Annotated in this window: 24 protein-coding genes and 1 riboswitch; of the genes, 17 read left to right on the forward strand and 7 right to left on the reverse strand. The window is 43.2% G+C overall.

Features of this window, described 5'->3' with window-relative positions:
• On the reverse strand, positions 1–195 hold a 195-nt coding region (locus JL57_RS02880; protein ID WP_034140557.1), incomplete at its 3' end, for a DUF3102 domain-containing protein.
• Between the two features lie 64 nt (positions 196–259).
• Here JL57_RS02880 and JL57_RS02885 point away from each other — a divergent pair.
• Together JL57_RS02885 and JL57_RS02890 are read left to right on the forward strand one after the other, a co-directional pair.
• Positions 260–463 carry a hypothetical protein gene (locus JL57_RS02885; protein ID WP_034140558.1) on the forward strand — a complete coding sequence of 68 codons (204 nt, stop codon included), beginning with the start codon at positions 260–262 and terminating at the stop codon, positions 461–463.
• A gap of 3 nt (positions 464–466) precedes the next feature.
• The gene (locus JL57_RS02890) at positions 467–757 is read left to right on the forward strand and encodes a DUF3846 domain-containing protein (protein ID WP_034140559.1); all 291 of its coding nucleotides are present in this window, start codon (positions 467–469) and stop codon (positions 755–757) included.
• A gap of 18 nt (positions 758–775) precedes the next feature.
• Here JL57_RS02890 and JL57_RS02895 read toward each other — a convergent pair whose 3' ends face one another.
• Genes JL57_RS02895 through JL57_RS02910 form a run of 4 tightly spaced genes read right to left on the reverse strand, consistent with a single transcriptional unit; the run spans position 776 to position 6161 of the window.
• Entirely contained in the window at positions 776–1426 is a 651-nt protein-coding gene (locus JL57_RS02895) for a TrkA family potassium uptake protein (RefSeq protein ID WP_034140560.1), read from the reverse strand.
• A 12-nt stretch (positions 1427–1438) separates the two neighbouring features.
• The gene (locus tag JL57_RS02900; RefSeq protein ID WP_291299625.1) at positions 1439–2773 is read right to left on the reverse strand and encodes a TrkH family potassium uptake protein; all 1335 of its coding nucleotides are present in this window, start codon (positions 2771–2773) and stop codon (positions 1439–1441) included.
• A gap of 27 nt (positions 2774–2800) precedes the next feature.
• Entirely contained in the window at positions 2801–3484 is a 684-nt protein-coding gene (locus JL57_RS02905) for a response regulator (RefSeq protein WP_034140561.1), read from the reverse strand.
• Position 3485: 1 nt separating this feature from the next.
• A complete protein-coding gene (locus JL57_RS02910; protein ID WP_034140562.1) occupies positions 3486–6161 on the reverse strand; it encodes a sensor histidine kinase KdpD in 2676 nt (891 codons plus the stop codon).
• 875 nt (positions 6162–7036) lie between these two features.
• On the opposite strand from JL57_RS02910, the gene JL57_RS02915 reads away from it, so the two are divergent.
• Both JL57_RS02915 and JL57_RS02920 read left to right on the forward strand, forming a co-directional pair.
• Positions 7037–8377 carry a nitrogen regulation protein NR(II) gene (locus tag JL57_RS02915; RefSeq protein ID WP_291299626.1) on the forward strand — a complete coding sequence of 447 codons (1341 nt, stop codon included), beginning with the start codon at positions 7037–7039 and terminating at the stop codon, positions 8375–8377.
• 162 nt (positions 8378–8539) lie between these two features.
• A complete protein-coding gene (locus JL57_RS02920; protein WP_034140563.1) occupies positions 8540–8710 on the forward strand; it encodes an aspartyl-phosphate phosphatase Spo0E family protein in 171 nt (56 codons plus the stop codon).
• A 195-nt stretch (positions 8711–8905) separates the two neighbouring features.
• Here the strand turns inward: JL57_RS02920 and JL57_RS33355 are convergent, their stop codons facing one another.
• A complete protein-coding gene (locus JL57_RS33355; protein WP_291299627.1) occupies positions 8906–9055 on the reverse strand; it encodes a hypothetical protein in 150 nt (49 codons plus the stop codon).
• A 196-nt stretch (positions 9056–9251) separates the two neighbouring features.
• On the opposite strand from JL57_RS33355, the gene JL57_RS02925 reads away from it, so the two are divergent.
• The 8 genes from JL57_RS02925 to JL57_RS02960 all read left to right on the forward strand — a co-directional run bounded on the left by JL57_RS02925 (position 9252) and on the right by JL57_RS02960 (position 19644).
• Positions 9252–10076 carry a 3'-5' exonuclease gene (locus JL57_RS02925; RefSeq protein ID WP_034140564.1) on the forward strand — a complete coding sequence of 275 codons (825 nt, stop codon included), beginning with the start codon at positions 9252–9254 and terminating at the stop codon, positions 10074–10076.
• Positions 10077–10167: 91 nt separating this feature from the next.
• Positions 10168–10348: riboswitch (cobalamin riboswitch) on the forward strand.
• A gap of 156 nt (positions 10349–10504) precedes the next feature.
• Positions 10505–11782 carry a phosphomethylpyrimidine synthase ThiC gene (thiC, locus tag JL57_RS02930; protein WP_291299641.1) on the forward strand — a complete coding sequence of 426 codons (1278 nt, stop codon included), beginning with the start codon at positions 10505–10507 and terminating at the stop codon, positions 11780–11782.
• Between the two features lie 133 nt (positions 11783–11915).
• The gene (gene bzaB, locus JL57_RS02935) at positions 11916–13214 is read left to right on the forward strand and encodes a B12 lower ligand biosynthesis ThiC-like protein BzaB (protein WP_034140566.1); all 1299 of its coding nucleotides are present in this window, start codon (positions 11916–11918) and stop codon (positions 13212–13214) included.
• A 41-nt stretch (positions 13215–13255) separates the two neighbouring features.
• Positions 13256–13756 (forward strand): 5-(carboxyamino)imidazole ribonucleotide mutase, encoded by a 501-nt coding sequence (purE, locus tag JL57_RS02940; protein ID WP_034140567.1) that lies wholly within the window; start codon positions 13256–13258, stop codon positions 13754–13756.
• Between the two features lie 35 nt (positions 13757–13791).
• On the forward strand, positions 13792–15165 hold the full coding sequence (gene purF / locus JL57_RS02945) for an amidophosphoribosyltransferase (protein WP_034140568.1): 1374 nt from the start codon (positions 13792–13794) through the stop codon (positions 15163–15165).
• Between the two features lie 61 nt (positions 15166–15226).
• Positions 15227–16789 carry a DUF2284 domain-containing protein gene (locus tag JL57_RS02950; protein WP_045691006.1) on the forward strand — a complete coding sequence of 521 codons (1563 nt, stop codon included), beginning with the start codon at positions 15227–15229 and terminating at the stop codon, positions 16787–16789.
• A 6-nt stretch (positions 16790–16795) separates the two neighbouring features.
• Positions 16796–18130, forward strand: coding sequence for a B12 lower ligand biosynthesis radical SAM protein BzaD (gene bzaD, locus JL57_RS02955; protein WP_034140570.1), 1335 nt, complete (start codon positions 16796–16798; stop codon positions 18128–18130).
• On the forward strand, positions 18127–19644 hold the full coding sequence (locus JL57_RS02960; protein ID WP_034140571.1) for a B12-binding domain-containing radical SAM protein: 1518 nt from the start codon (positions 18127–18129) through the stop codon (positions 19642–19644). Before bzaD ends, JL57_RS02960 begins: the two co-directional genes overlap by 4 nt.
• 131 nt (positions 19645–19775) lie before the next feature.
• Here JL57_RS02960 and JL57_RS02965 read toward each other — a convergent pair whose 3' ends face one another.
• Positions 19776–20270 carry a CBO0543 family protein gene (locus JL57_RS02965; RefSeq protein WP_034140572.1) on the reverse strand — a complete coding sequence of 165 codons (495 nt, stop codon included), beginning with the start codon at positions 20268–20270 and terminating at the stop codon, positions 19776–19778.
• Between the two features lie 449 nt (positions 20271–20719).
• Between JL57_RS02965 and JL57_RS02970 the strand changes: the two genes are divergently transcribed.
• The 5 genes from JL57_RS02970 (at position 20720) to JL57_RS02990 (ending at position 26574) form a co-directional block, all read left to right on the forward strand.
• A complete protein-coding gene (locus JL57_RS02970; protein ID WP_291299628.1) occupies positions 20720–21268 on the forward strand; it encodes a TRAP transporter small permease in 549 nt (182 codons plus the stop codon).
• A gap of 13 nt (positions 21269–21281) precedes the next feature.
• Positions 21282–22565 carry a TRAP transporter large permease gene (locus tag JL57_RS02975; RefSeq protein WP_291299629.1) on the forward strand — a complete coding sequence of 428 codons (1284 nt, stop codon included), beginning with the start codon at positions 21282–21284 and terminating at the stop codon, positions 22563–22565.
• A gap of 116 nt (positions 22566–22681) precedes the next feature.
• Complete coding sequence (locus tag JL57_RS02980; RefSeq protein WP_034140574.1) at positions 22682–23749, forward strand: TRAP transporter substrate-binding protein; 1068 nt, start codon at positions 22682–22684, stop codon at positions 23747–23749.
• Positions 23750–23976: 227 nt separating this feature from the next.
• The gene (gene ilvD, locus JL57_RS02985; RefSeq protein WP_034140575.1) at positions 23977–25710 is read left to right on the forward strand and encodes a dihydroxy-acid dehydratase; all 1734 of its coding nucleotides are present in this window, start codon (positions 23977–23979) and stop codon (positions 25708–25710) included.
• A 102-nt stretch (positions 25711–25812) separates the two neighbouring features.
• Positions 25813–26574: an IclR family transcriptional regulator gene (locus JL57_RS02990; protein WP_034140576.1), complete on the forward strand. Its 762-nt coding sequence runs from the start codon at positions 25813–25815 to the stop codon at positions 26572–26574.
• The last annotated feature ends 60 nt before the right edge of the window (positions 26575–26634 follow it).

The following is a 26634-nucleotide window of genomic DNA, read 5'->3' on the forward strand; positions in this document are numbered from 1 at the left end:
GGCTGAGCGCTGGGAATAACGGACTGACTCAGCCAGCCATTTGCCCCATTCCCCGTGCCTGACCAGGGCTTTGGCTTCTTTCAGGCGCCCTCCGATCTCAATGGCGTTAGCCAGCAGAGTCGTTCCGGTGCGATGGTTGATTATGTTTATTTCATCCGCGATAATCCGCGGGGTGCGTTCCGTCGTAGTAGTCATCCGCGCGTCAATCCTTCCTGTTACTTTCTACACAATATGTGCCCAAGCTTAAGAAGGTGCGGACTTGCCAGCGGAAACTCCTGAAGAAACAGCAGACCACAAAAATGGCGGCCGGTTTGAAGATGCTTTCATCCGGCCGCCATTTTTCGGTTTGGCTTATTCAATTCGGGGTATGGACTGGGCTTTTATCGGGTTTGCGCCGATATCAAAACAATTTAGGCGACAGGCGGGTCGAAAATATCCTCAGTCACTGAAAGGGGGGAAGTAGACATTGGTTAAATGGATAAAGGCTTTGGTAGTGGAGCCGGGGAAAGCTCCTGAAGTACGTGAACTACCCAATAATCTTAAGGCCTTTGAATTAACAATTCACGGTTATATTGAAACGGTGGAAACTATCTGTCCTGGGTGTTTAATCGTCTACGATGGAAACTATCCCTTAACCCAAAAGCCTTTCAAAAGGGCAGATATTCAAGGAACATTTATTATTATCCGAGTGGACAATACGGAGCCCGTATCACTTAGCAAGGCGGATCTTGATATTCTCTCTGAGGTCTATAAATAAGTTATTTGCTACTAACTGTTACTCTGGCAACTTCGAAAGAGCTTTTTTGTTGCAGACAATTACTAAAATATCTCTTTCTTCAACGACTGCGTTTGGCCCTGGCGCGATAACAATCTGATCTGCGCTTTTTTTGATCGCCATCACATTGATTTTATAAACTGCTCGCAAATTTAGTTGCCCTATTGATTTATTGACAAACTGGGATGGAGCAATTATTTCGAAAATGCTGTAATCTAAGGACAATTCTATAAAATCCATAACATTTGTTCTAATCAGGTTGTTGGCTAAGCGAATCCCCATATCTTGTTCCGGATAAACAATTTTATCTGCACCAATTTTTTCCAACACTTTTCCGTGTTGGACTGATTGGGCCTTAGCGACAACATAGGGAATTCCCATTTCTTTAAGCATCAAAGTGATCAGGATATTGGCTTCAAGATCATCTCCGATCGCTACTATTGCTACATCTAAATTCCGCACCCCTAATGCCCGGAGTGTCACCTCCTCACGTGCATCGGCCTGTACTGCTTTGGTCACATCATTTATTATGTCATGAACGGCATGTTCGTCCTTATCCATGGCTAATACATCATGGCCTAATGCACTGAGAGTTTTAGCTACACTGGTTCCGAATCGCCCTAAGCCAATTACCACAAATTGTTTGCGCACTAATTTCTCCTCCTATCCAATCATGATTCGTTCATCGGGATATTTAATGTGGGCTTCTTGTTTATTTTTTTTCTGAGAAAGGACAAAGGCCAAGGTTAACGGCCCCAACCGCCCTATAAACATCGTTAAAATAATCGCCATTTTACCAACCTCGGAAAGAGTGGGCGTGATTCCTAGAGAAAGGCCCACTGTCCCAAAGGCGGAGGTTACTTCGAAAAACACGGTCCTTAAATCTGAATTTTCCGTGTGTGAAAGAATTGATAATACTAAGAAGACCAGAAATAAAGCTGAAGTCGTAACGGCCCAAGCTTTCTGAATAACATCCTTTGGTAAGGTCCGCCCCTGGAAGACAACATGAGGATCACTACGATAGGTACTCAACACAGATAAAAAGATCGCAATAAACGTCGTTGTTTTAATCCCTCCGCCCGTCCCTCCGGGGGAAGCTCCAATAAACATGAGCACAATCATAGAGAGTAACGTTGTGTCATACATACCCGCTATATTGATGGTGTTAAATCCAGCAGTCCGAGAAGTAGCCGATTGAAATAAGGCTGCCATAATCTTTGTCCCTAAGGGGAATGGCCCTAAGGTATCTGGATTTGCAAATTCCATGATCAAAATAATGACAGTCCCTAAAAGAATAAGGACTCCGGAAACCAGTAGGACTATTTTCGTATGAAGTCTAAACTTTTTCCGGTGTGCCAGTAGATCCGCCATAACGATAAAGCCCAAGCCTCCGCAAATAAACAAAAGCATGATGGTAATATTAACGACGGGATCTCCAACGAAAGCAGTAAGACTAGTGAAATTACCCATGAGATCAAAACCCGCGTTATTAAACGCTGAAATAGAATGAAAGAGACCATAATAAAGCGCTTTACTAAAGCCAAAATCGGAATACCAGTGTAAGGTTAGAATAAGGGTACCCATCGCTTCAAAAGCAAAGGAAATCAGTAGGACAGACTTCATTAATCGAACGACCCCTTCGACTGAAACCTGGTTTAGGGCCTCTTGCAACAACAATCGTTCCTTAAGGGTAATTTTCTTCCCTAATATCATGGCAAACAGGGTGGCAAAGGTCATGAAACCGAGTCCACCCACTTGAATCAAGAATAGAATAACCCATTGCCCAAAGAGCGTAAACGTCGTCGCTGTATCCACTACCACTAACCCTGTAACACAAACTGCCGAGGTTGCTGTAAAGACGGCATTCAAAGTAGTTAATCCCAATCCATCCTGAGTTGCTTGAGGTAAGGTCAGTAATAACGCCCCAAACACAATAAGAACAGCAAATCCCAAGACTAAAACTCGAGATGGTGACATGATTTTCCCTAATGCGTTCAATCCTTTTTCCCTCCAAGTGAGTCTGCATTACAACAAACGATATCCTACCCCTGGTTCGGTAATAATATGCCGCGGGCGGGATGGGTCACGTTCCAGCTTTCTCCTTATCTGACCAATATATACTCGTAAGTACTGTACTTCTTTCTCATAAGAAGGCCCCCATACAGTACGAAGTAAATAGCTGTGGGTCATAACTTTTCCTGCGTTAATCGCCAGATTTTTTACGATCTCATATTCCGTTAAGGTAAGCTTAATCTCGTGATCATCCCTTGTGACCCGGCGGTGTAATAAATCAAGGGTCAAGTCTTCAAAATGCAAAACTGGCTCTTCCTCTACCCCGACAGTGTGGCGCATTGCCGCTCGAATTCGAGCTAACAATTCCCCCATCCCAAAAGGTTTCGTCACATAGTCATCCGCACCCAAGTCCAAGGCTGTAATTTTATCACTCTCCTGTTCCTTGACCGAAAGAATGATAATCGGAACCTTAGTCCATTCTCGCAACTGACGCACTACATCTAGCCCATCGATATCGGGTAGCCCTAAATCTAATACTACTAGGTCCGGACTGAACAGCGCGACTGCCTCGAGACCCTCGCTACCCGTCCTAGCATCTTTTACTACATAGCCGTGGCTGGTTAGGGCCACCCGCAAAAATCGCCGAATCTGTGTATCGTCATCAATTATTAAAATACGCTGACCTTTGTTTTCCATCTTACTCTCCTTCATTCATCTCAGGCACTATCCCCAAAAATTGGTCGGTTAACGGCAAGGTAAAGGTAATTGTTACACCGCCAAGTTTATTATTTTCGGCCCAAATATCCCCGCCATGTGCTTCAATAAGTCCTTTACATATTGCCAGACCGAGCCCCGTTCCACTTACTTGTAAAGGGGAACTAAGTCGATAAAACTTATCAAAGACCTTGCTTAAATCCGCCTCAGGAATACCATGGCCCCGATTAGCGACCACGATCTCCAGTTGATTTCCTTGTTGCCGGATCGAGATCATGATTTTGCTAGCGGCTTCTGAGTACTTAAGTGCATTATCCAGCAAATTAATCAACACCTGCTCTATCAAAATCCCATCAGCTTGCACCAAGGGTAGGCCTTCCTGTATATCGATATCCAAAGGCCGTCGAGTTAGGGTGTCTCCAAGTCTATTGATCGCCACTCCAATGATATCTTGAAGATCGCACCATTCCTTATTTAATCTAAGCATACCGCTTTCTAGTCGTGCCATATCTAATAAGTTACTAATAAATCGATTCATTCGTTCCGCCCCATAGAGAATCGTTTTAAGCAACTCCTTGCGGACCTCTGGACTATAGATGACATTTTTATCTTCTAAAAGACCGGTGACGGCCCCAATTATGGAAGCCAGGGGTGTTCGCAAATCATGAGAAAGTGAATTGAAAAGAGCCGTGCGTAAGCGTTCAGACTCTACTAACGAAAGGGACTCTCTGGCTTGTTCGGCTAATTTGACTCGATTGATGGCCATAGCTGCCAATCCTGTAAAGGCTTCTAATAAGCGAATTCGCTCAGGGTCAAATTGCGTGTTGCTTTCATTGATGTTAATCCCAAGAACTCCTTGCGTTCCCTGCTCTGTGCTTAGTGGCAAATATTGGGCCTTAGCAGTGCCTAAGGTCTCCGTTCCATGACCCGCTTTTAGTCCCCTTTCATAGACCCAGGTGGCAACTGAAAGTTCACATTTATCTAGGGAATTGATAAGCCCAGAATCCTTTCGCAGTACCAGTTGAGCTTTTTCATTAGGTAAAAGCAACATAACTTGTCCCTCTAACGTTTTGGAGACATTACTAACAATACAATCTAATACAGCATCTAGGTTATCGACTGCAGCGATATCTCGGCTTAGAGAATAAAGCGCTGAAATGTTATTCTCCCGCTGCCGAGAATAATTCACCTGTTTTTTTAACCGATCCGATAGAGTTCCCGTAATCAACCCCACCAACATGAAGATAGCAAAGCTGATTAGATAACGGAGATCAGCAACGGTAAATTTAAAAAATGGGGGGACAAAAAAAAGATCAAAGGCAATGGTCCCCATTATCGCTGTGACAATGGCGGGAAGGGTTCCCCAGAGTGCCGCACTTATCAGAATAGGCAGTAGATAGAGCAAAGAAATATTAACCAGGCCTAAAAACGGATGTACCAAGGTGAAAACTAAAGTCATCCCAATAATCATCAGACTGGATGCCAAATAAGGAATTATCTTCGGAGAATTCCACCCCTGTGGTTTAGTACCCGCTTCTTCTCCATTTTTTACTGCCTTAATCTGGGCTTTTCCTGCCTCTGGTGGGCGTCCAGGGATAACATGAATACTAATGCCCTGACTTTGCCGAATCACTTTATCTACGACCGAGCCATGGATTAACTCCCAAAAGCGCGTATGCGCTGGTTTGCCAATAATTATCTGGGAAACATTGCGTTTCCTAGCCAACTCTAAAATAGCTTCCGCTACACCATTCCCCGTTAGACCAATCACTTCCGCACCCAGTTCTTCAGCTAAGCGGAGGTTTTTGGCCATTGAGTCTTTTTCAGCCTCACTACTGGGAAGTCGGCGCAGGGTTTCAACATGCACGGCAAATAATTGCCCTTGTACCTTCTCGGTCATTCTTTTCGCAATCCGAATCAACTGAGCTGAGAAGGGGCTGGCACTTATACAAACCAAAATCTTTTCTCCCGTCGGCCATGGCCCATTGATTCCATGGTCTTGCCTATAGGATTCTAGCTGACGATCCACTCGTTGCGCTGTATAGAGAAGAGCCAACTCTCTTAGAGCGTTGATATTGCCAGGTCGAAAGAAGTCTTTTAAACCCTCTGTTTCCTGATCTGAAACATAAACCTTTCCATCCTTTAACCTTTGAATTAATTCTTCCGGTGGGATATCAATCAGTTGAATTTGCGACGCAATTTCTAAGACTTGGTCGGGGACAGTCTCTCGGACGGCAACTCCGGTGATTTGGGTTACAATATCATTGAGTGTCTCTAAGTCTTGAATATTCAAGGTAGTGTAAACGTTAATCCCCGCTGACAATAATTCTTTGACATCCATGTAACGCTTTTTATGTCGCGATCCATCCACGTTGGTGTGGGCCAGTTCATCGATCAAGACAAGCTGAGGACGACGTGTCAAGACTGCATCTAAGTCCATTTCAAAAAATATACGATCCATATATTCTTGAGATCTCCTGGGGATGACCGTAAAGCCGTTAAGCATTGCCTCGGTATCTGCTCTGCCATGAGTCTCTACCAGACCCACAACTACATCTACACCTTCGGACAATCGACCTAAAGCGGATTCTAACATTGCATAAGTTTTTCCGACCCCTGAAGCTGCACCTAAGAAAATTGTTAGTTTTCCTTTTACCATTTATATCATCACCCTCGTTATTTCCGCGTACTACTCATTATTGTCTAACAAAAGCAATCTTTCATACTGAATGCAGCCTTATTATAAATCAATTACCCATATAAAAGGCGTAAAGATTATAGTGAAGTGCATAAAGAAAGTATAAAGATTTCCAGTTTATCGAAGTGAGTATTTTTTTATTTAGAAAAATGAAACGAGACAACATATTCAGAGCGCCTCAAGGTTACCTTGAAGAAAAGAAACCCCTCTAAGCTGTTCATATCAGGGGTCCAGGGATTATGAATGTGACGAATAGGGTTGTAGAAGTAGAAGTAGAAGTAGGTATAGAAATATATAAAATTGTCTCTATGGAAATAAATTACATACTGATTTTCAGAGATTAGGGTAACTTAAGTATAAATTTAAAAAAAGGGGATGTTATTAATGGGATTTTTTTCAAACATTATGTGGAAGTTAAATAAAGCTGGAAAGTGGCTTAAGTTAAGGTTTTTACTTCTTCGTGAAAGAATATAAAGGTATGACTGTAAACGTGCTCAAATTCAAGCTAGGGTCAGGTAAGAATAATAGCCTGACCCTAGCTTTTTGTTGCTTTAAATATTCGGCAATTTGTGAGGTTAGAAGATCTTACCGAAAAGAAATAGGTAGAATGTAGTGGTATAAATTTCCTAGGTTATTTTTGCAATAATCCTTGTAATATGTTGGGCTTGTAGGGAGGAATATCCTTAAGTCTGACGAAGTAAGTTCAAGGTGGTTCAATAATAATTTTTAAAAAGTAGTATTTCCCTATAATCCTTTTTACGATAACAAAGTAGTAGATAGTTAGGAAATTTCCCTTTTAATGTAAGATCGCTTGATAAGCGTTAGGGAGGTTTTATATGAATCTTAGGAACATAATACGCAACCACTCTAACACAGTGAATACTAAGCGTTTAATTATTGGGACTATTTTACTAAGCCTTGCTTTAGGTCTCACTTTAGGAGTTCAAGTCAGCGAAATATTGATTATAGTTGCTATCCCGCTAATAGGGACTTGGTTTCTGGTCAGAGAGATTAAAAAGCAGTTAACTTCATTTGCTGAGGCAATACTCCAAGATAACTGTGTTCAGATTGATACCGGATTTCTGCCAGAATTAACGCCGTTATTGTATGCAGTCAAAGCACATTCTCAGCAACTTCGAACCTTTGAAGCCATAGTAAGAAACTCTAATGATTTAATTACTACAGTTGATCTGGATTATAAAATAACGAGTATTAATCCAGCAGCGCAAAAGATGTATGGCTATACAGCTTCAGAAGCTTTAGGGCAAGAGATTACACTTTTGTCAGTGCCCGAAGGTGTTTCGGAATTGAAGGAAATTCTTGAGCGGGCAAAAATAGGTGAAGAAATTATCGGCTATGATATGAAGCGTCGAAAGAAAGATGGTAAGGTAATCGACGTCTCATTGAGTATTTCACCGATTAGAGATGACCGAAATCGGATAACCGGTATCATGGGTATCCATCGTGATGTTACTGAACGTAAAAAAATGGAAGCAGAGATGAAAAGGCTTGATGCTTTAAATCTAATCGGCCAGATGGCTGCGAGTATAGCTCATGAAATTAGGAATCCTATGACAACAGTCCACGGTTTTCTTCAGTTACTAGGAACGAAATCAGTACTTCTGGAGTATAAGGATTATTTTCAACTCATGATCGAAGAATTAGATCGCTGCAATTCAATTATTACGGAGTTCCTTTCGTTAAGTCGAAACAATCCTCTAGATCTTAGAATGCAGAATCTTAATACTATTATTAATAAACTACTACCGATGATACAAGCTGATGCTCTAAGGAAAGAGCTAATTATTATTGTTGAACTCGAAGAGATCCCCAATCTAAAACTAAATGAGCAAGAAATTCGACAAGTTATCTTAAACTTAGCCCGTAATGCCTTAGACTCTATGCTGGAAGGTGGGGTTTTGACCATAAGAACCTATCTTGAACAGGATTACGTTGTTTTAATGTTTCGCGATCAGGGATCTGGCATACCAGGACAAGTTCTTGAAAACATAGGTAAACCTTTTTTGACGACGAAAGAAAATGGAACAGGTTTAGGATTGCCAGTGTCTTACAACATAGTGTATCGTCATGGAGGTACGATATGCGTCGAAACCGGAACCACAGGTACTACCTTTTTTATTAAACTCCCTATTGAAAATGTAATTATTTTAAATTAATAAAATAAAGCATCTAATCATCAATATAAAACATTTTACATTTAAGATATATTTACCATATTACGACAAATAACTGCCTATTAATGGATATTATCTTCTTGCCATTTCCCCAGAAAAGCATTAAAATCTTACTGAGGAATGTAATTTTCAGGAGGAATCCGCGTGGAAAAGAAACTTTTGAAAAGAATAGAGGAACTACGTAAGAGACTCAATAAATTTGCTCTAACTCGTAATCTCATTGATCACGAGGTTGTAGAGGTTAGTCAGCAATTAGATCGCTTACTCAACCAATACCAAAAGATCAGTACTTATCAACAATTAAGTTTTTGGTAATTCATGAGACATAATATTAATTAGAGATACCCCAAGAAGACTGATATGCTCCCCTCTAGGTAGACAGGTTAAATAATAAAACCTACTACCAGAAAGGGGAGCATTCTCATGTCTAAAAGATGTAAATATACAGGAGAAGAAAAATTTCAAATACTGCGGTGGAATTAAAGGCTGTAAAAGCTTCCAAGTCCAAGGTTATTTTCTGCGCATGGCTTTCACAAGTTCATTGATCACTAAAGGAATAATGGATAGTGCTAAAACGAATGCCCAGTCCATTAAAGTCCCGGTGGTTGAGTTTACAGCTAATTCCTTTAGCACATCTTCAGTACTTTTATTGAACCACATAATATCACCTCTTGATTAAGTATTCGCAGAAAAACAAAAAAAAGACTTCGTTCATTTAATTTTTAATTAACCTGGTATTACAAGCAAACTTCAAAAGTTTGTACTTTTAGAAGGAAGTTATAAAACTAAAAAACTAATATGTGTGCGTTTATTCTTTGGAAGGATTATAATAAAAATAGTGATAGAGGAGGTAACAATGAACTATATAGTTTTTGATTTGGAATTCAATATGTTTTTTAAATTCAAAGAAGGTGATTGTGCAAATCCCGCTTTGAAAAGTGAAATCATTCAAATTGGAGCAGTCAAACTCAACGAACGATTGGAGACCATTGGCGAGTTTAATTTAATCGTAAAGCCAGTGATCTATAAGAGAATAAACCCCTATGTTAAGAAGAAAACGACGATCAGCACAAGGCAGGTTAGCCAAGGAACCCCTTTCGTTCAGGCAATCAGGAGCTTTAGTTCATGGCTTGGAAGGGACGCTATCTTGTGCTCTTGGGGACATGATGATATTTTAGGTTTAAGAGATAATTGTCAATTTTTCGGCTTTGAAGCACTATCCTTCAACAGATTTATTAATATTCAGCAAATCTATATGACTCATGGGGTTCTATCAATGCAACCAAGTCTAGAAAATGCTGTGGAAGCCTTAGGGATTGAAAAAACAGTTCCCTTTCACGATGCATTAAGTGATGCCTTCTATACCTCAGAGATTTTCAAAAAGGTCTTTGATTTTTCTGAAAAGGCCATTATAAACTGGGAAAAGAACCAAATCGAAAATGAGATAAAAGTTAAAGAGTTGAAGGCTTTCCTCGACAAAGTGACTATGTCGTGTCCGCAATGTTCCAAACTTATTGAGAAAGACAAGGAAGTCACTAAAACGAAGAAATATTTTGCTTTTGGCTACTGTACAGATTGTAAGCACCAAATTCGACATGTTTCTAGAATCGTGCAAAGCAGCGGGGAGTACAGCATTATTTCCAAAGATTCTATCTATAAAACAGAAGAAGCATCAGAGTAATGATTAATAAGATAAGCTTGTAATGGAGATTTCTAGAATTGTCGACTAAAAAGCCTTGTCAATGATACATTTATTAGTTATACTATGCTTAGAAAATTTAATAACTACAGGTGCCTCACCATGAGGAGAATAGGGAAGTCGGTGTAAGTCCGGCGCGGTCCCGCCACTGTAAACGGGGAGCAAGAAGTAAATAACCACGGGTTAGTTCCCGGAAGGTGCTTCGAAGTGTTGATCCGTAAGCCAGGAGACCTGCCTTGTAGTTAAGCCAAACCTACCTTGTCGAAGAACCAAGAGTAGTGTGGATGAGATTATGGAAAAGTCTCTAGTCACGTTGTGATTAGAGACTTTTTTTATTTTTTTCACTACAGATTGTTCTTTTCAAGGGAATGATTCAAATATAGAAAGGAGAGATTGTTGTTTTGACGTTAATGGAAATGGCCCAAAAGGGTCAGGAAATCCCGTTGTTTACCTTGGTAGCCCGAAACGAACACATGAATGTCCAACTCCTTATGGAACGGGTTGCTACCGGACGAATTGTTATTCCCTATAACGGTCACCACAAGCCCCAAAAGCCTCAAGGGTTTGGACTAGGCCTAAGCACTAAAGTTAGTGCTAGTATTGGCCTAGCTGCAGACGAGGATAGTCTTGCTGATGAACTATTTAAAGTGGATGAGGCAATCAGGGCAGGAACCAATGCGGTCATGGATTTGAGTACAGCCGGCAATATGGACGAGGCAAGGCGGACAATTATAAAAAGAGTACCGTTACCTTTAGGTACACTACCTGTTTATCAGGCCTTTGCTGAGGCTGTATGTACTAAGGGTTCAGCCTTAGCACTTGAACCTGAAGACTTTTTCAAGGTTATGGAACGCCAAGCTGCCGATGGAGTAGATTTTATGGCTTTGCATAGTGCCCTTCACTCCGGATTGTTTAAAACGGCTAAGGAAGACCAGCGGGTGCTAAATCTGGTGAGCCGAGGCGGGTCCTTACTGATGGGCTGGATGCTTTATCATAACAAGGAGAACTTTTTGTATACTATGTTCGACCGCATCCTGGAAATTGCCCAAAAGTATGAAGTTACTTTAAGTTTAGCGGATGCTATGCGACCGGGTGCAGGTGCTGATTCATTATGTCGTTCTCAAGCTGAGGAGCTCGTCGTTCTAGGCGAGCTGGTAAAGCGTAGCAGACAAGCGGGGGTTCAAATCATGATCAAGGGACCCGGTCACACTCCACCTAATCAAATCGCGACAACCGTTAAATTAGAAAAACAAGTATGTCAAGGTGCTCCGTATTTTGTCTTCGGTCCGGTATCGACGGATGTAGCTCCCGGATATGACGAAATTACCGCTGCTATAGGTGGAGCCATGGCTGGTGCTGCTGGAGCAGACATTCTCTGCTACGTCACACCTGCCGAACATATAGGGTATCCCAATGCGCAGGATGTCTATCGGGGAGTAGTGGCTTCCCGTATTGCTGCTCATGTAGCGGATCTAGCCAAAGGTTACCCAGGCGCTGAAACTTGGGACCTGCAAATGAGTCGAGCGCGGCGGGAGCAGAATCTAGAGGCCCAGAAAACGTTAGCCTTAGATCAAGAAAGGCTTACGGATTTCCACTCGAGTGAAAAACCTTTCTGCACAAAATGTGAAAAGGGTTGTGCCATGGCTGTGGCTGGCGAGTTCTTTCAAGAACTGCCGTGGGAATGCTGAATCGATGTTCGAGGTTCGATGATCGAGGTTCGAATATAGGGACGTTAAGGCGTGGTTCGAGATTTGTGATTCGATTAATTAGTAAGGACAGGATGCATCGTGCCAAATAAAAAGTAAGAATGGAGAGATTGAAATGACACAACTTATTAAAGCAAGACAAGGAATTATTACACCTGAGGTAGAGAGATTAGCTAAAGTAGAAGGGCTTACAGCGGATGAGTTATGTGCGAAGGTTGCTCAAGGTCGGGTCGTGATCATCAAGAACAAACAACACAAGAACTGTAACGCAGTCGCAGTAGGGGAAGGTCTTCGCACCAAAGTAAATGCCAACATCGGTACGTCACCGGACTGTGTGGACTTCTCGGATGAGCTCCATAAAATAAAGGTTGCCGTAGCTGCTGGTGCGGATACAATTATGGAATTAAGTATTGGCGGAGATGTTGATGCTTTCCACCATCAGGTGCTCGATAATTTCACATTACCTATCGGTTCTGTTCCAAGTTATCAAGGTGGTATGGAGAGTATTGCTAAACACGGAAGCGTTGTCGGTATGACCGCTGATGATATGTTCGAAATGATTGAACGTCAGGCAAAGCGTGGCATCGATTTTATGGCCATTCATGCTGCTTTAAACATGTCTATTATTGAACGATTAAAAAATCAAGGACGAATCACAGATATTGTAAGTCGTGGAGGGGCCTTTTTAACAGGCTGGATGTTCCACAACGAGCAAGAGAATCCTCTCTATACTCAATTTGATCGTGTGCTTGAAATCTGTAAAAAATACGATGTAACGCTGAGTATTGGAGACGCAATCCGACCCGGTTGTATTGAAGATTCTCTGGACCGTGCCCAAGTCCAAGGCTTGATTGTGGCGGGAGAATTGGTACAAAGAGCCTTGGAAGCTGGCGTCCAAGTGATGGTAGAAGGCCCGGGCCATGTGCCCGTGGATCAAATCCCAGCAACGATCTTGCTCCAAAAGCAACTCTGTCATCATGTTCCATACTATATACTTGGAAATTTAGTCACGGATATTGCGCCGGGCTACGACCATATCGTAGGAGCCATCGGGGCCACAGCGGCAGCTATGGCCGGTGCAGACTTCATATGCTATGTTACACCTGCCGAACATCTACGCTTACCTACCGCTGAAGATGTTCACGCAGGGGTCATAGCTACGCGCATTGCGACTCATGCTGCCGATATAGTTAATGGTGTTAAGGGTGTACGTGAATGGGACTTAGCTATGGCTCATGCTCGTAAAGCCTTAGATTGGGAAAAACAAATTGAATTGTCCATTGATCCTCCTACAGCTCGCCGAGTCCGAGGAGAGCGTAACGAGGAGGGGGCGGAAGCCTGTTCTATGTGTGGTGGGTTCTGTGCCATGAAATTAGTTGGGGAACACCTTGGGAAAACGGGAGGAACTTGCTAACTAACGGGAAGAGGGCACTATTGACAAGGAGGGTGAGGCAAATGAGCCAGATTGGGGTCATTATGGGAAGTGACTCAGATTATCAAGTTATAGAAGAAGCCCTGGAAGTTCTTCAGCAATTTGAGGTTCCTTTTGAAGTTATCATTTCTTCCCCCCAAAGGACGTTGAAACGAACGGTCGATTGGGTGAAAGGGTTTGAAGCTCAAGGGGGAAAACTTATTATCGCCGCGGCAGGGTTAGCAGCCCACTTGCCTGGGGTTGTGGCGGGGGCAACAACTTTGCCGGTCATCGGTGTTCCGATGAGCAGTGGTGCCATGGAAGGAATCGACGCCCTTTACTCCATTGTACAAATGCCCCCGGGAATCCCAGTGGCAACCGTAGGCATCGGTGCTGCTCGGAATGCAGCGTTACTTGCGGTACAGATTCTGGCAAGTCAGGATAAACCATTGAGTATGAAGGTTAAAGTCTATCGAGCCCAAATGTTGCAGGATATCGAGGCGAAGGACGAAGCGTTGCAGAAGCGGTTAAGCGAAGAAATTTGAAGACTAAGCACTGAACTAAGGGGAGGGGGGCAAACGTGTTCGAATTTAGAGAGGATAAACCGAAAGAGGAATGCGGAGTCTTTGGGATCTATGCCCCCACTCTGGAGGTTGCTCGTGTAACTTACTACGGGCTCTATGCTCTTCAACACCGAGGACAGGAGAGTGCTGGAATCGCGGTTTCAGATGGACGAAGCATTGATGTGCATAAAGGAATGGGCTTGGTATCGGAAGTGTTTTCAGACCATGTTGTGGATTGCTTGAAGGGGAAAATGGCGATTGGACATGTCCGATACTCCCCAAAGGGTTCAAAGCTGCTTGCGAATGCTCAGCCTTTGGTGGTACACTACCAAAAAGGCATGATGGCCTTGGCTCATAATGGAAGTTTAACCAATGCCTTAGAACTACGTGAAGAACTGGGGAAAAACGGGGCAGTTTTCCAAACAACGATTGATAGCGAAGTGATGATTAACCTCATTACTCGCTATCGCCGGGAGTCCTTGGAAGATGCGCTGCTTAAGACCATGATGGATCTACGTGGAGCGTATGCCTTGGTTATCTTGGCAGAGGATAAACTTATTGGACTCAGGGATCCCCATGGCGTTCGTCCCTTATGTATTGGGCGTATCGGCGATGGGTATTGCTTGGCCTCAGAAAGTTGCGCTCTCGATACCATTGGTGCAGAGTTTGTGAGGGATGTGGAGCCCGGTGAAATTGTGGTGATCGATGAAGATGGACTCCACTCATACCAGAGATTTTCTAAACTAGAACGCACGTCGTGTGCCTTTGAATATATCCATTTTTCCCGACCGGACAGTACAATTGATCAGCTGAGTGTCTCGGAAAGTAGACGTCAGATGGGCATTGAACTGGCCCGTGAATATCCAGTTGAGGCGGATCTTGTGATTGCGGTCCCAGACTCCGGGACTGCTTCTGCCTTGGGGTATGCCACAGCACTGGGGCTTCCCTTTGGAGAAGGGGTTATTAAAAACCGTTATGTCCATCGAAGCTATATTCAACCTACTCAACAAATGCGAGAAGTGGACGTTCGTCTGAAGCTTAATGCTAATGCAAGTGTCCTGAAAAATAAGCGCGTTGTTATGATTGATGATTCGATTATCCAAGGAACCACCAGTTCGAAACTGGTGGAAATGGTCAGAAAAGCAGGGGCCAAAGAAGTACATTTTCTAATCAGTTCTCCTCCGGTAGCCTATCCGTGCTTCTATGGGATTGACACGGTAAAACGAGAAAAACTCATTGCCAATCAATTGGATATAGAGGGAATTCGGGAGTTTGTAGGAGCAGATTCGCTACACTATATCTCTGAGGAAGGCTTGCTTCGAGCACTTGGGACGGACTGTGTTTGCTTAGCCTGTTTTGATGGAGCGTATCCCATTCCGGTTCGAATTTAATGAGAGGTAAAAAAGTGACATTGAGTGGACGCATTGGAGATCCTGAGGGGAGGTAATAAAGATGGGATCGACACCCTTTTTTCGGCATAATCCCCAGGGTGTAGGACCTCAGTATTTGGAAGACCTGGCAACCGGGTACTGGTTTTCTGAGGCACTGTTTACGGCCGTTGAACTGGAAGTCTTTACTTTTCTGGAGCCTAGAGGCATGACGACTGACGAAATTGCAGGAGCACTAGATATGCCTCCGTCTGGTCTGGGGCGTTTTCTTCAGGCTCTTTGCACAATAGGGTTAGTGGTTTATGATGGTAAACGTTATTATAACACCAAGCTTGCCGGCGACCATCTTGTCCTTGGTAAGAGTGGGTATCAAGGAGATTCGATCCTCTGGCGTAAAGGCCTTAGGCTAGGATGGCAGGACCTTACCGAATGCCTTAAGGCTGGCGGCAGAGTGAATTTTCCAGTCGAAGAAGAGGGTCAAGAGCAGTTTGCCAAGCGGATCCGTAAGTATATCAATGCTATGGATAATATTGCTGAATCTAAGGTGGCAGAGATTCTGCCTTTCTTCGAGGGGCTTGATCTGAAGGGGGAGATACTTGATATAGGGACCGGCTCTGGGGCGATTGCCTGCGGTTTTCTGGAGATTTCTCCTTCTTTATCGGCAACTTTAGTGGATCTTCAGGAAGTCCTCAGCTATACACAGGAGTTGATGGACAAGAAGGGGTTGGGGAAACGGGTTTCCTACATACCGAGCAATATTTTGGAACCCTGGTCCGTTGCTAAGGAAGGGTTTGACTTGGTCATTCTCTCAAATATTATTCACGCCTATTCAGAACAAGAGATTCCTCTAATCTTGGACCGTGCAGCAAATTGTCTCAAGTCGGAAGGGCTCCTAGTCATCCATGATTTCTTCCCTGAGCACTTCTCTGCTAAGGCTGCACTGCTCGATCTAAATATGTTTATCAATACCTACAATGGCAGGATCTTTTCTGGAACATGGGTAAAAGAACAATTAGCCATGTCAAAACTCTATACAACTGAGCTCATCCCCTTAGCGACGGACACTGCGCTGATCTTCGCGGCCAAGGATAAAAAGAAACTGGAAAGTCTCTGTCTGGATGAGAGAACCCGTCTGATTGCCAGGATTAAAGCGATGGGTTTTAGAGAAGTTCTTCCTATCAATAAAGAAAGCATCCATGTTGCTGACTGGACGGATCTCCGCTGCCAATTTGGCTGTGATCGGTATGGACATGCCCACTGCCCACCCAATAGTCCCTCACCTCAAAAAACGAGGGAGGTACTGCAAGACTTTTCACACGCTCTGCTTCTGGAGGGGGAACCTCCAGGAAAAGTGTTTCAGAGCCGAGTTTTGGACGCTGAAAGAGAAGCCTTTTTAGCAGGATTTCATAAAGCGTTCGCTTATTGGGCCGGCCCATGCCTTCTTTGCACAACCTGCGCTGTGGGCGCTACCGACGGGAAGTGTCGCAATACACGGGATGCTAGGCCCTCTATGGAAGGGGCGGGCATTGATGTCTACGAGACCGTCCGACGGGCGGGTCTTAATCTTCAGATTTTACGCGACAAGGGCGACTACGTCAGATATTTTGCCCTGTTGTTATTGGAGTGAATTTACGTGCGTGTTTTGATGATTCAAACCCCTTCAGTAGAAGACCTCTCTCAGGAGAGAGTCTATCCTATCGGGATTGTCCTTTTGGCCGGTCGCCTTCAAGGGTATGGTCATGAGGTGAGTATCTTGGATATGAATCTGGAAAGGGATCCTTATGGAGCACTGAAAGAGAAGCTCAAGACATTCCAACCTGAGGGGATTGGTTTATCCCTGCGGAATATTGATCCACTGGGCAATAAAACTAGTTCGCTGATTTCTCCCTTTATTGTCACGGTTCGGTTGATTGCTGCTGTTCTGCCCCAAGCCTGGTTGATTGTGGGCGGCACCGGCTTTTCCCTTTTCCCGGAACGGCTGATGTTAGAGGTGCCTGAATTAGATTACGGAATTGTAGGAGAAGCAGAAGTCACCTTTCCAGCTCTTCTTCGCTCTATAGAAAATCCTCCGCCTCTGGCTGGGCTTTGTCGGCGGGAGGGTTCGAGGGTGCGCGTTTCACCGCCTGCCACTAATTTTGACATGGCTAATTATGTTCCTGCGAATCGACTTTTGCTGGATCCTGAGCTTTATAAAGGGATTAACAACTACGTTCCTACGATTGGAATTGAGGCAAAACGGGGTTGTGCTCTTAACTGCGCTTATTGTGTTTATCCGCAGCTTCAAGGGAGGAGATTGCGGTGCCGCCCGACTGCTGCGGTCGTGGATGAAATGGAACTCTTGCATAAAGACTATGGTATTCAGAGTTTTCACTTTACCGATCCTGTACTCAACGTCCCCCGCGGTCACCTTGAGGGAATCTGTGAGGAGATACTGCACAGAAAGCTCAAGATTCGGTGGGATGGTTTTATGCGGGAAGACCAGCTTAATGAAAAGAATGTCGCTTTGTTTGAACGGGCTGGGTGTGAGTGTTTTTCCTTCTCCCCCGACGGTCTGTGCCAGGAATCATTGGATGTCCTAGGCAAAAATCTTAGTGAGGCACAGATTTTAAAAGCAGCAAGTTTCGTCGCTCAGACGGACGTGGTCAGTGTCTATCATTTTATGGTCAATGTGCCTGGAGAAACGGAAAAAACCTGTGAAAAAAGCATCCAGTTTGTCGAACAGCTTTATGAATTACATAGTAAGAAAAGGAATCTAGGAACCATCATACTGAATAATATTCGCATTCTACCAGGCACAGCAATCGAAAGAATGGCTAGGTCGCAAGGGGTTATCGATGCGGAAACGGATCTGCTCTATCCCACCTATTACAACCCGAAGCCGTTTAATACCTTCAGATACAAGCTGGAAACACTTCAGCAGTGTAGAAACATATTTATGTGGCAGGAAGTGAGGAGGGAAATAAAGTGAAGATACTATTATTAGAGCACCCACGAACCGTCTGCCCGGAACGATGTAATGACATCGCCAATACTCCCCTTTCTTCATGTCTTCATTCTGGTTATGTAGCCGGTATGCTCATAAGCGAAGGGCATGAGGTCGAAATCATTGAAGGATTCCTGGATGGGCTCGACTACCAAGAAATAGAGCGTAGGGTAAAAGCTATGCAACCGGACTTGATAGGGGTTCATATGGTCTACCATTGGCAGACGGACACAGCCTTGTACGCTTTTCTCCACAAGGTTAAAGCGGAGCAACTCTCCTCGTATATCACGGCTTACGGGTATTATCCGACCACTGACTTTGAAGACATTTTATTGAAGTGCCCAGATATTGATTCAGTGATCCTGGGCGAACCGGAACTGACCTTTACCATGGTAGTGGAAGCTTTAACAAAAGATTTTACAAAAACCTTAACTAACCAAGGTCTTAAAAATTTACCCGGTCTTGCTCAGAGGGACGACTCTGGTATAATTGTTTTCCAGCGGCGTGAACTGGTGGGTGATCTGAACGCTCTCCCTTTTCCCGTGCGAACCGAAGCCCTGTTCCGTCTGCCTGAAGTAAACCTTCAGGGGAGTAGGGGCTGCTATGGGGGGTGTACTTTCTGCTACATCAACCCTTTTTATGGACAGGGCTCTCAGTGGCGTGGTCGAACTCCGGAAAATATCATCGCGGAAATCGATGACTTAATTGCACAACATAAAATTGAGGATTTCTATTTTACCGATCCCAATTTCTTCGGTCCGGGTGAAAGAGGGCAACAACGAGCCTTGCGCTTGGCAACGCTCCTTAAATCCAGAAATATTCGGTTTGGCATCGAGGCCCGGGTTAACGACATCCATGAGGAAACCGTAAGTGCCTTGGTAGAAGCAGGCCTTCGCCATATTCTCATAGGACTAGAGAGCGGTAGTGACAGTTCCCTAAAACGGATAAATAAGATGACAACGGTTGCTCAGAACGAGAGGGCGATCAGAATCCTCCGCCAATACGGGATCGAACCCAATATTGGGTTTATCATGTTTGAGCCCGATTCATCCTTGGCAGATATCCGGGTCAACTTTGAATTTCTAAAGCGCAATGATCTAATAAACAATCTGGCGATTACGGCGAACATGCTCTATCATCACCTGATTGTTTTAAAAGGAACGAAGGCTCACCTAGATCTGCAGGAAGCTGGGCGCCTGGAGGTCCAAGAATCAACGTATGAAAGTATTGTGACTCTTACTGATCGAAAGGTCGTGATCTTAGCCCAGATCATGAGGAGAATTACTAATTTTCTCTTCGACCGTATGGCTGGGATTTGGGGTGGGAAGGTTCTGGAACCCTCGAATGCCAAGGAAAGGTACGCACAAATAAATGGCTTGTTGGTCACCCTATTTGAGGATTGTTTAGTGACCTTGGAGTCTGGGGAACAGTTTACGGAGGCACAGGTTGAGACTTTAGTTAAGATAACCGAAGAAGAGATACATGGGATTTTGGGATAAAGATAAACTCGACTCTTAAACGGCTGATCTTGATAAACCAAAGAAAAGGGGACGTAACGAAACTTATGTAAATGTTTTGTTACGTCCCTTGCCACCTTATCTCTTTGGTGTAAAAAAACCTTTTGAGAAGGCTATAAGGGGATCTTGAAGTAAATCATTATAAAACTACCAGAGACGAGTGAAATTAACCAAGCCCAGCGCGGATCCTTGTAGTGTATTTGGAGCAAAGTAAACATGCCTAAGTTAAAAATAACAGAATAGGTTAACTTCCAACCGTTAAAGTAGGCAAAATGACCGATTTCTAATGCCCACCATTCTATCCATGAAAATATAAATACCCATATACAAATGTAAAGTAATTTCTTTATGTTACATCGCTTGGGGAAATAAGGAAAGAACAAGAAGGCGACACATGGGAAAATTACTAAAGTCATTAAAACATCAGCTAATGATGTAGGTATAATAGTATTAAATTTCCAAAGGGGTTTATCCTTAGTAAGATGAAGGTAAATAAAATTACCTAATCCCCAGAATAGGATCGTAGGATAATATTGTTTCCAGTGCCTCCAATCACCCCATTGAAAAGTAATTGCTAAGACAATTATTGTGAGTAGAGGTTCTTCCATTTTAACTCCTCCCTTTCTTATTTTTAGGATTTTTATAGTCTTTATACTGACTTGAACTAAGATTATGATTTTAAGCTTTAAAAGCTCCTGTAATAGTACTTTGTATAAAACAAAGTCGAGGCCAATCTATGGTTGGTACCTCGGCTATTTGCTGATCCAAACTAGTCACGTGGTCTATGATCAGAATATTTGCCGTTATGAGATACCTAATAATAAATAAAACTTTGAATATTTAATCTTATCAGAAGGATAATTGAGATTTATGTAGAATACATTAATTCAAGAGCATGAACATAGTTCATATATGTGAATTTATAATTAATTAATGTTGCTCTTTCTTTATGGAACAAGTCTCCGTAAATTAATTACTTTAGAAAAGGAGGGGTGTTAGCAGAAATAATTGATTGGGTCATGAAAAGTTAAGCATCTTACTTAGAGGGGAGCTTGGTATGGAAAAGAACGAAGGTATTCTAGGACAAACGATGGGGTTTTTGACAAAACTGTTAAATGGTATACTGGCTATTCTTTTGGCGCTTATGGTTATTATTGTGTTTTCTAATGTTATTGGTCGTTATTTCTTAGGTAGTTCTTTAGCTTGGTCTGAAGAAGTATCGCGGTTTCTATTTATCTGGCTAGTATTCTTTGGGGCAATCCTAGCGTACATTAACGATGAACATTTAGCCCTTGATATACTCACTAAAGTCTTGCCCAAAAAAGGCTCACAATTAATAGCGGTGATAGCAGATCTCCTGGTGATCTATGCACTAAGTTTGATTACTATAGGTGGATATAAAATAACTGTGGAGAATATGACGTGGCTATCCCCGGCGGCTTCTATTCCTTATGGTTATGTCTACATCGTTGTTCCCTTTACTGGCTCAATTCTTATTATCCAAGCAGTCCTAAAAATATTCCGACATGTTAAAGCACTTTTTAGTTCCTCCGTGCACTACGAGACGCCTGTCGATGAGGTCTCGCTACCAACAAAAACGATTTAGAAGGAGGAAAGTGATGTTAGCTGCATTTCTTCTCGGCTTATTTGGTTTCATATTACTCAATATTCCGATTGCATTTGCTTTGATTCTAACGACAGTGGTCCTGATGCTCCTTTTAACGGGGGACGTATCGACCCCTATTATTGCTCAAAGCGTTATTCGTGGTGTAGATAGCTTTCCCTTAATGGCCATCCCGTTCTTTATACTCGCTGGCGAAATCATGAATGAAGGTGGGATTTCGCGGCGAATAGTGGAATTTGCCAGAGCTCTTGTCGGACACGTGACCGGCGGCTTAGGTTATGTTGGAGTTGTAGCCAGTATGCTTTTTGCAGGGGTATCTGGTTCAGCCGTTGCAGATACTTCGGCGATTGGTTCAATTCTTTTACCTATGATGGATAAGGAAGGGTACAAAAAGGCATCCAGTGCCTCTTTGATCGCTGCCGCAGGAACCATCGGGCCCGTTATTCCACCGAGTATCCCCATGATCCTGTTCGGTGTGATCGGCGGAGTCTCAGTCGTTAAAATGTTCCTGGGTGGAATTGTTCCTGGGATTCTCATCGGGATTGGGCTTATGGTAGTTTGGTATTTTCATTCCAAAAAACAAGGCTACAAATCGAACAATAAATCTACTCTAGGAGATGTAGGTCGTGCAGGCAAGAGTGCCTTTTGGGCCTTGATTTTACCAATCATCATCTTGGGAGGGATTATTACCGGTATTTATACTCCGACGGAGGCTGGGGTTATTGCCGTGGTTTACTCTCTTTTCGTTGGAAAGTTCGCTTACAAAGAATTGAAACTAACTCGTATGCCTAGGATTTTGACAGCTTCCGCAAAAAGCACTGCCATTGTTCTGCTTCTATGCGGTGCCGCGATGTCTGCAGCATATCTGATCACTACGGCGCAAATTCCTTCATTATTAACGGGGACTTTAATAGCATTGTCCAATGACAATGTATATTTGGTTATGTTTTTTATTAACATACTTTTGCTCCTTGTGGGCATGGTCATGGACTTAACACCAGCGTTACTGATTTTAGGGCCCATGTTGTTACCCATCGCTACAGGATTTGGTCTGGACCCTGTATATTTTGGAGTGGTTATGGTCGTTAACCTTTGTATTGGCTTAATTACACCACCGGTTGGGACGGTACTTTACGTTGTCTGTGGAATCTCTAAATTATCTATGGGAGATCTGGTTCGGCCAGTCTTACCATTTGTTGCGGTTATGATTGTTGTTTTAGGCTTGATCACGTATATTCCTGAACTCATCACGTTTATTCCTAATCTGGTTGCCAGGTAATAGAGTGTTAACTTGTATTCCTTCTTGAAAGAAAAGACAAAATTCTTTCAAAGAGAAATAAAAAAGCTTGAAAGAAAACTTTTAAGCATCTAAAAAAAATAGGGAGGAAAGAATTAATGATCAAGAGAAGAAAAGTATTGGCGACGCTGCTCACAGGTTTTATGGTAGCGACATTGGCTACAGGGTGTGGTCTGTCGTCAGCAAAGCCGGCTCCAACGACTGCCCCAGCACCAGCAGCAGCCCCGGCAAATGCAGATGCCAAGGTAATTAAGGTAAGTATCGGGCTTAACGAAGCGAGCCCACTCTATCAAGGGATGAGAAAGTTCGGAGACCTCGTTCAAGAAAGAACTAAGAACAAATATGAGATTCAGCTTTATGCCAATGCCCAGCTAGGGGATGACATTAAGGCAACAGAATCAGTTCGTATGGGTACTTTAGAAATGACTCCCCCTTCAACCTCTCCCTTGACCGGGATTGAGAGTAAGTTAATGGTTTTTGACTTGCCGTTTCTATTTCCTAGTCCAGAAGTTGCCGATAAGGTATTGGACGGACCAATCGGTCAGAAGCTCTTAGATGGCTTGAGCGCAAAAGGCTTAAAAGGGCTCGCCTACATGGAAAATGGATTCAGGGACGTGACAAACAGCGTGCGTGAAATTAAAGCTCCTGCTGATTTGAAAGGGTTAAAGATCCGTACGATGGAAAATCCGATGCACTTAGCAGCTTGGAAAGCCATGGGTTCCAACCCGACCCCTATGCCTTTCAGCGAAGTTTTTACTGCGATGCAACAGAAAACAATCGATGGACAAGAAAACCCCATTCCAACGATTTATTTACAAAAATTTAATGAAGTACAAAAATATGTTACCGTATCCAATCATATCTATAGTCCTTTTATTGTGTTATTCAGCCAAAAAATTTGGGACTCTATGCCTAAGGAAGATCAAGAGATTTTCCAACAAGCAGCACTTGAAGCTAAAGACTTTCAAAGAAAAATCAGTCGTGACATGGTTAAAGATCAAGTTGGAAAGTTACGTGATGCAGGAATGACCGTAACAGAATTAACTCCAGACCAATTGAAAGCATTCCAAGATGCAACTAAACCTGTTTATGATCAATTCGCCGAGAAGATTGGTAAGGACCTAGTCAAAGAAGTTACGGATGAAGTCGTAAAACTCTCTAAATAATAGTTTCAAGGTTTCTAGAGGGTTGTGAATGTGTCAGGGGTACAAAAAGGCACCGCACCACTTCAATGGTAGTTGCGTTTTGTACCCTCTTTAAACTAAGTTAAGGAATCTTACAAATCTGATAATTAACCAGGATTGTATTCTGGTGCAATAGATGTAAGGAATCATGGAATAGGCTTGAAACTTAGGATCTGAAAAACAAAGATTGTTTAGGGGAGATGACATCAATGGATAAGGAACTTTATCGTCCTAAATCTACAGCAGCCAGAGAGCTTTGGTCACAATTTGATGCTTTACAACTGGGTATGGATTGGGACGAAGAGGATCTCAAAAAGCCTCAGATTCTGATCGAGGATGTTTTTGGGGATAGCCATCCGGGCAGCTCTCATTTAGATAGCTTGACAGAACAAGTGGGTATTGGTATTTACGAAAAGGGTGGACGTCCTGCAAAATATCATGTAACCGATGTCTGTGATGGTTGTGCTCAAGGGCATAATGGTATGAATTTTGTGTTAGCATCTAGGGAAATTATTTGTGATATGATCGAAATCCATGCTTCGTTTGTTCCTTGGGATGGGTTAGTGTTAATCTCCTCTTGTGATAAATCGATTCCAGCTCATTTGAAGGCTGCTGCCCGCTTAGACTTGCCGACCATCTTTGTTCCTGGCGGAAGCATGCGCCCGGCTCCCTATATGTCTACGTCTATAAAGGCGGGGGAGATTTCATTGAGACAAAAAAGAGAAGGAATTTCGGAAAACGAGGTAAGAGCCTTTAAGTTAACAGGATGCCCTTCGGTTGGGGCGTGTCAATTTTTGGGCACGGCCAGTACAATGCAATCCATGGCAGAGGCACTTGGCTTGGCCTTGCCGGGGAGTGCTTTGGTTCCGGCTACGATGCGAGATATTACGGCAATGGCCAGGGCGGCTGGACGTCAAGTGTCGAAGCTGATAGCGCTTAATCTTACGGCGCGTAAAATACTGACCAAGGAAGCCTTTACGAACGCTATAAAAATTCATGCAGCCATTGGGGGTTCCACGAATGCGCTTCTGCACTTGCCCGCCATAGCTCGTGAGTTGGGTTTATCGTTAAAACCAGAAATGTTTGATGAAATTAACCACAAGATTCCGCATATTGCTAACATTTATCCTAGTGGCCAATATCCGACTGAAGCCTTCTGGTTTGCTGGCGGAATTCCCAGAGTCCAATGGTTATTACGCGACTATCTTGATCTAGATGTCATCACAGTAACCGGCAAGAGCTTACGTGAAAACCTTCACCAGCTTAACGAGGAAGGCTACTTCGAACGCTTGGAAGGATATCTGACAAATTACGGACTTAAACGGGAACAAGTTATTAAGCCTGTCGAGGAGACTACGGAGATTGGCTCGATTGCTATTCTAAAAGGTAATCTAGCTCCGGAAGGGGCGGTGATTAAATATGCAGCTGTCGTAGAAGAAATGATGCATCATACCGGCCCGGCCAAAGTATTTGACTCCGAGGAAGAATGTCATCAGGCGATTATTGATAACCAAATAGAGCCAGGAATGGTGCTTATTATTCGCTTTGAGGGACCTCGGGGTTCAGGGATGCCTGAGATGGCGATGACAGCAGAGGCTTTAATGTGTGATCCGAAATTAAGTAATTCGGTCGTGCTCATTACAGATGGACGTTATTCGGGTGCCACTCGTGGGCCCTGTATAGGGCACGTTTCACCTGAGGCCGCAGTCGGTGGTCCCATCGTTTTAATCGAAGAGAACGATATCATTGAAGTGAATATTCCGGAGCGAGTTCTCCGAGTGATCGGTATCAAGGGTCAACTTATGAGGGCAGATGAAGTAGATGAGTTACTACAAGAGCGGAGGGGACGTTGGCAACCTCCTAAAAGCGCTCCCAGAAGTGGTATTTTTAAGCGTTATACAGAACAAGCTCTATCAGCGATGTTTGGAGCCAGTCTTGAGTAAACCAGATAAGATAAATTTTAGTTATTAAATAGTAGGACGTTTATAGTCTAGAGCAAATTCCTGTATAATGGTTGTGTTAAGGAGCACAAGGAGGAAAACTAAATGACCGTAAAATCCGCCGCACGAGTAATGGAAGTAATGGATGTCCTAAGAAATTATCCGGATGGATTGACATTTCACGAACTTTGTAACGAACTTGATATACCTAAAAGTAGTATGCACGAATTACTCAGCACAATGATAGAACGCAATTATCTTAGTCAATCGGAAAATAAGAAATATTGTCTGGGTTTTAAGCTGATCGAATTGGGCTTATCGTCGCTTGAGCGAGTCAATGTGTACCAGAATGCTAAAAAGTACATGGTTAAACTGGTCGATTTAATTGAAGAGACTGTTTTTATGGCGGTTTGCGTTGACGATGAAATTGTCTACATTAACAAGTTAGACTGTTCTCGTTCAATACGAACAAACGTTACTTTAGGGGATCATAAACCGATGCATTGTACCGCTTTAGGAAAAAGTTTTTTGGCGTTTATGCCTGTGCCGGAGATCGAGAGGATAGTGATTCGGAGAGGGTTGCCCACGTTCACTTCTCAAACCATTACGGACCATAAAATATTGCTTAAGGAATTAGAAAGTGTGCGTCAGCGAGGAGTGGCCTATGATAATCAAGAAATTGAAGAGGGACTAACTTGCATTGCTTGCCCGATCTTTGATTATCATGGGCGGGTTGTAGCGGCAATCAGTGTGGCGGCTCCGACAGAACGGATGGAACTGAGAAAGAAGGAAATTGAAGCATACTTGCTAGAACACACCCTTCAATTATCGGCTGAATTCGGATATCGCCCAAGAATGGGTATTTAAGATTCCCACATGGACCCACAAAATTAGGTAGATGATTATATGTTAGTGTAGAAGTAATCA

The sequence above is a fragment of the Desulfosporosinus sp. BICA1-9 genome (assembly GCF_000802135.1).

Excerpts from the sequence above, each read along its gene's own strand:
- JL57_RS02905 (WP_034140561.1), bottom strand. The coding sequence starts at position 3,484 with ATGGAAAACAAAGGTCAGCGTATTTTAATAATTGATGACGATACACAG.
- JL57_RS02910 (WP_034140562.1), bottom strand. The coding sequence starts at position 6,161 with ATGGTAAAAGGAAAACTAACAATTTTCTTAGGTGCAGCTTCAGGGGTC.
- JL57_RS02915 (WP_291299626.1), top strand. The coding sequence starts at position 7,037 with ATGAATCTTAGGAACATAATACGCAACCACTCTAACACAGTGAATACT.
- JL57_RS33355 (WP_291299627.1), bottom strand. The coding sequence starts at position 9,055 with ATGTGGTTCAATAAAAGTACTGAAGATGTGCTAAAGGAATTAGCTGTA.
- JL57_RS02925 (WP_034140564.1), top strand. The coding sequence starts at position 9,252 with ATGAACTATATAGTTTTTGATTTGGAATTCAATATGTTTTTTAAATTC.
- thiC (WP_291299641.1), top strand. The coding sequence starts at position 10,505 with ATGGAAATGGCCCAAAAGGGTCAGGAAATCCCGTTGTTTACCTTGGTA.
- bzaB (WP_034140566.1), top strand. The coding sequence starts at position 11,916 with ATGACACAACTTATTAAAGCAAGACAAGGAATTATTACACCTGAGGTA.
- purE (WP_034140567.1), top strand. The coding sequence starts at position 13,256 with ATGAGCCAGATTGGGGTCATTATGGGAAGTGACTCAGATTATCAAGTT.
- JL57_RS02950 (WP_045691006.1), top strand. The coding sequence starts at position 15,227 with ATGGGATCGACACCCTTTTTTCGGCATAATCCCCAGGGTGTAGGACCT.
- JL57_RS02965 (WP_034140572.1), bottom strand. The coding sequence starts at position 20,270 with ATGGAAGAACCTCTACTCACAATAATTGTCTTAGCAATTACTTTTCAA.
- JL57_RS02970 (WP_291299628.1), top strand. The coding sequence starts at position 20,720 with ATGGAAAAGAACGAAGGTATTCTAGGACAAACGATGGGGTTTTTGACA.
- JL57_RS02975 (WP_291299629.1), top strand. The coding sequence starts at position 21,282 with ATGTTAGCTGCATTTCTTCTCGGCTTATTTGGTTTCATATTACTCAAT.
- JL57_RS02980 (WP_034140574.1), top strand. The coding sequence starts at position 22,682 with ATGATCAAGAGAAGAAAAGTATTGGCGACGCTGCTCACAGGTTTTATG.
- ilvD (WP_034140575.1), top strand. The coding sequence starts at position 23,977 with ATGGATAAGGAACTTTATCGTCCTAAATCTACAGCAGCCAGAGAGCTT.
- JL57_RS02990 (WP_034140576.1), top strand. The coding sequence starts at position 25,813 with ATGACCGTAAAATCCGCCGCACGAGTAATGGAAGTAATGGATGTCCTA.